This is a genomic window from Fusobacterium sp., assembly GCF_032477075.1.
In the GTDB taxonomy this organism is placed as follows: Bacteria; Fusobacteriota; Fusobacteriia; order Fusobacteriales; family Fusobacteriaceae; genus Fusobacterium_A.
Map to the genome: position 1 here is coordinate 1 of NZ_JAWDXO010000069.1, position 5,058 is coordinate 5,058.

The window sequence follows — 5,058 nt, forward strand, 5'->3', positions numbered from 1 at the left end:
ATACTACAAAATCAGGAAATTCTTTCAATACTGTTGTCATAAGTTTTCTAGTATGTCCCATTTCACTTACAGTATCTTTGAATCCTACTATGTTTTTATATTTTCGAAGAAGATTTAATGTTACTTCTGGAGTTAAATCATGTCCTGTTCTATCTGGGAAATTATATAAATAGATGTCTCCTTTTACAGCTCCTGCTACTTTATCATAGAAAAATTCTACACTTTCATCAGAAAGAGCAAAATAGTATGGACTTATTATCATTACAGCATCTGCTCCTGTTTCTAGCGCAAAATTTGAAAGTTCAACTGTATCTTCTACTGTCATACAGCTAGTTCCTATATATACCTTTATTCTTTTATTTACATATCCAACTACCAGTTTAATAAGTTCTTTTTTCTGTTCAGTAGTCATAGAGAAGAATTCTCCTGTACTTCCCATAATTACAAGTCCGTCTACTCCGCCTTTAATAAGATGATCCCATACATTTTTATTAGCCTGAACATCCAGATTTCCGTTTGCATCAAATGCTGTTACTACTGGAGTCAGAAAATTTGCTTTTTTCATAATTATTCTCCTTTTATATATTTTAAATAGTTTTATCCTATAATGTTGATAAGTTTTCCTATCTCTGGAATTTCACAAGTTACTATATCTCCCTTTTTCATAAATCCTTGAGGTTTCATTCCCATTCCTACTCCAGATGGTGTTCCAGTTATTATTATATCTCCAGGTTCAAGAGTTATTCCTTCTGATATTTCAGATATTATTTGAGGAATATCAGCTAAAAATAATTTTGTATTTGAAGACTGTCTTAATTCATTATTAACATAACTTTTTACACCTACTTCTACTGGAAATGGAAGAGCTGTTTTATGCAGTATACTTGGTCCCATAGATGAATAAGTGTCCAGACTTTTCCCCCTATACCATTGAAGATGAGATTGCTGCAACACTCTAGCAGATATATCATTGAATATTGAATATCCAAAAATATATTTTTCAACGTCTTCTCTGGCTATGTCTGTTCCTCTTTTTCCTATAATAACTGCCAATTCTACTTCATAATCTAGATGTGTATCCAAATCCATTCTGCTCTTTACAACATCTCCTGTACCTATTATTTCAGAAGCTCTTTTTGAAAAATATACAGTTTTTGTTGGTTCAGTAAAATCATCCTTAAAACTTTCTTTTGTTTCTTCTAAATGATCTTTATAATTCACTCCTACACATATAATATCGTGAATAGGCCTTTTAATTGGTGAGCATATTTTTACTCTTGAAGCATCATACTGAACACACTCAGAAATCTTTCCCCAAAAAGTTTTCTGAAGTTGTTCTATTTCCTCTTCAGTTATATTTTCTATAAGGTCAATCATTGAAGAAAATTCTCTGCCTAATACAGAAGATATTTCTATGAGCTTTGATTCATCCTTATTAAAAATACCTAATTTTTCATTTTTTTCATTCTTAAATCTTACAAACTTCATTCTATCACCTTCTGAAATCTAGACTTGTATAAAATCAGTAAGCAGAGAAAACAGTTTTTTCTCTGCTTAGTAAAACTTATCTTTATATCTTTATTTTACACATAGTTGCATAGTCTTGCAATAGCCATTTCTGTATATCCTAAAGTTTCTGCTTTAGTTTGTTTTCCATTGGCTACTTCTATTAATTCTTGTAAAAATTCCTCTCCTAGTTCTTTAAGTGTTTGTGGTCCATATATAACTGGGCTTGCATCTATATCTATATTATCTGACATATTTGCAAATGTTATTTTATTTCCAGTGATTTTGATTACTGGTGAAATAGGATTTCCTGTAGGAGTTCCTCTTCCTGTAGAGAATACAATAATTTGAGCCCCTCCTGCTACCATTCCTGCTACTGATGAAGGGTCATTTCCTGGAGTGTCCATTATTACAAGACCTTTTTCTTCTACTTGCTTTCCATAGTCGTATACTGCTGTAACTTCTGTATGTCCACCTTTATGAATACAACCTAAAGATTTCTCTTCAAGAGTAGTAATTCCACCAGCTATATTTCCTGGTGACGGATTTCCTTCTCTTACCTCTTCTCCAACTAATTGAAGAGCTTTTTCATATCTATGTACAATTTCATATATTCTCTCTTTTATTTCAGGAGTTTTAGCACGACTTGCAAGTATATGTTCTGCTCCTATGAATTCTGTAGTTTCAGAAAGAATTGATGTTGCTCCTAATGCTACTAAACGATCACTTAGTTCTCCAATAAGAACATTTGATGCAAGCCCACTTGTTGGGTCTGATCCTCCACACTCAGTTCCTACTATCAATTCAGATATTGGAAATTCTTCTCTTTGAAGTCTTGAAGCTTCTTGAGCCATTTTTCTTCCTGCACGAACAGCTCTTTCTATTGTTGTTATCGTTCCTCCATTTTCTTGAATAATAAATGTTTCCATTGGTTTATTAGTTCTTTCTCTTATAGCATCCACAACTAAATCCATTTGACAGTTTTCACATCCAAGAGATACAACAATTATTCCATATACATTAGGATTAGCTGCCATTCCAGCCATAACATCCATAGTAAGCTGCTGGTCTCCAGCTACTTGTGAACATCCATTTTGATTATTAAATGTTACTGCCCCTTCTATTTGAGAAGCTATTATTCTAGTAGTATCTGATGCACAAACACTTGCAGGCAGAATAAATATCTTATTTCTTACTCCTACTCTTCCATCTGGTCTTCTATATCCTAAAAAATTCATATTACATTCCCTCCCCTATCTTATAAGTTCTCTCTGTGACTTTCTACATTATGAGTATGTACATGTGCCCCTGCTTTTATATCCTGAGCTGCTACTCCTATATGTTCTCCATATTTAACTACTGGCTCTCCTTTTGCTATATCTCTAGTAGCAAATTTATGATATATTTGAATATCTCCAAGAGCAGCAAGCGTAATAACTTTATCTCCTGCTTTGTAGTTTATTTCTATTCCTTTAGCAACTTGTTCAATGGCTACTGCTACATTGTCTTTCACATCAATTATTAAAGCATTGATCATAACATTCCTCCTTAAAGATTTTAGTATTTCTGTATTTTAAAAATTTTTATTTTACTGATTCTAATTTTGCAGCTTCTAAAGCTTCTGATTGTGGACATCCATATTTTTTTGCCCACCAGTTAGTCATCAATGGAACTAAGATAGCTGTAACTACTACTGATGCTGCTACCTGAGTAGTTGCTTCTCCTACATATGGAGCCCAAGCTGGGTCAATAAGTCCTACTGCTGCTGGTACTGCAACTGCATTTCCTGCTGTAGTCGCAACTGCCCATCCTGCATATCCAGGTCTTCTTCCTATGATTTTATCACAGAAAACTATGAAAGATCCTCCCACAAACACTGTTATAAGTCCTAAAATAATTCCTGGAACTCCACCTTTTACCACATTGCTTAAATTAATTCCTGCTCCAAGAGTAAGTCCAACAAATGGAATTAAAATATTTCCAGCTGGTTCTAGAAAAGTTTGCATTTCTTTATCAAGATTTCCAATAATCATACCAACTATGATAGGTATAACTGTTGCTACAAGTGCCATAAATGGAACATTTGCAAGTCCAGAAGCACCAAGAGCTATAAGTGTAAAAAGTGGTCCATCATTAAGAGCTAAAAGAGCCATAGCAGCACAGTCAGTAGTATCTCCATAAGTTTTCATAAGAGCCAGATACACACTTCCATTACTGTTAGTTACTGCACTGATAATTGCTAATGTTGTAAGTCCACATATTCCAGCAAAACCAAATATCTTTCCAATAACTATTCCAATAGTTGCCCCAATTATAAATTTAGAAATAAGAAGAATGCCTCCACGTTTTACTACTTTAGGCATATCTCTCAATTGCAAAGTAGTTCCAAGACAAAATAACTGTATCCCCATTGCTGTTGCTGCCCCTGCACTAGAAAATGTTGCTGTCGTAAATGACCCTATTTTTAATGCAGCTGGGAAAAAAGTATTCATAAAAGCCCCTATAAGTAAAGGAACAATCATCATACCAGCAGGCACTCTTTTTAAAAATCTCATAATCATAATCTTTTTCCTCCTGACATTTTAGTTTTTGCTCTATTTGGTGGTCTACCAATTTTGCTTTTTCAATTATTTTCGTATATACAAACTATGTTTTTATATACGAATCATTATAAAACAATAATAGCATCCTTTTGTATATAAGTCAATATGTTCTATTAAAAAAATGTTTTTATTATTTCAAATCATTATTTTAAAAGTATTTCATAAATTTTTTTGATAATTTGTAATAAATTTACTATTTTTAGAAATTTTAATAGCAGACACTTATTCCAAAGAATTTAAAGAAAAATTTTAAAATCTCTTATATCTATAAATATTAACTTATAATATTTTGTAAAAATTTTATAAGTTTATAAAAAATCTAAAAGTCTGAAAACAAAAATAAAATTCAAAGTACATTTTAGAGAAATAAAAACTTTAGATAATAGTTTACTAAAAAATTTAATCATAAAACCTAAAATATTTTATGAGAAAAAATATGGAATAATAAAAAAGTTAAAATCAACAATAAAGATAAAATTAAAAGGATTAACTTCTGTATAATACAAAAATCAATCCTTATTAATCAATATCTAAAATATATTACATAAAGAAGTTTTCTATTTATAAAAGTCCAACCTCTTTCATTACTGCTTTTATTTGTTTTGTTTGTTCTTCAGTTGCCCGTAAGAAAGGCTTTGTACAGTAATCCTGCATTTCTATTCCATGAATCATCATAGCCTTTTTCATAATAGGAATAAATGGTGTCCCTATTGAATAAAGATCCATCATCTTATCTACTATTTTTTGGATTCTAGCAACCTCATCCATATTTTTTGCATTTACAGCTTTTACCCAATCAGCAAAAAGTTCTGGACATAAATTTGATAATCCTCCTATACACCCTCTTCCACCACATAAAATATTATGAACAAAATTTTCATCAAATCCTGATAATACTACAAAATCAGGAAATTCTTTCAATACTGTTGTCATAAGTTTTCTAGTATGT

General features: G+C 31.6%; 6 protein-coding genes. All 6 read right to left on the minus strand.

The annotated features are described in order from the left end of the window. The coding region (locus tag E6771_RS15655) for a dihydrodipicolinate synthase family protein (protein WP_316092273.1) at positions 1-565 on the minus strand (565 nt) is incomplete at its 3' end. A 32-nt stretch (positions 566-597) separates the two neighbouring features. Next, positions 598-1,488: a fumarylacetoacetate hydrolase family protein gene (locus E6771_RS15660; protein ID WP_316092274.1), complete on the minus strand. Its 891-nt coding sequence runs from the start codon at positions 1,486-1,488 to the stop codon at positions 598-600. Positions 1,489-1,583: 95 nt separating this feature from the next. Beyond that, positions 1,584-2,744, minus strand: a complete 1,161-nt coding sequence (locus tag E6771_RS15665) for a UxaA family hydrolase (RefSeq protein WP_316092275.1) — start codon at positions 2,742-2,744, stop codon at positions 1,584-1,586. Positions 2,745-2,764: 20 nt separating this feature from the next. Further along, the gene (locus E6771_RS15670) at positions 2,765-3,043 is read right to left on the minus strand and encodes a UxaA family hydrolase (protein ID WP_316092276.1); all 279 of its coding nucleotides are present in this window, start codon (positions 3,041-3,043) and stop codon (positions 2,765-2,767) included. 46 nt (positions 3,044-3,089) lie between these two features. Beyond that, positions 3,090-4,067, minus strand: a complete 978-nt coding sequence (locus E6771_RS15675) for a 2-keto-3-deoxygluconate permease (RefSeq protein ID WP_316092277.1) — start codon at positions 4,065-4,067, stop codon at positions 3,090-3,092. 603 nt (positions 4,068-4,670) lie between these two features. Further along, a partial coding sequence (locus tag E6771_RS15680; protein ID WP_316092278.1) for a dihydrodipicolinate synthase family protein occupies positions 4,671-5,058 on the minus strand: 388 nt, incomplete at its 5' end.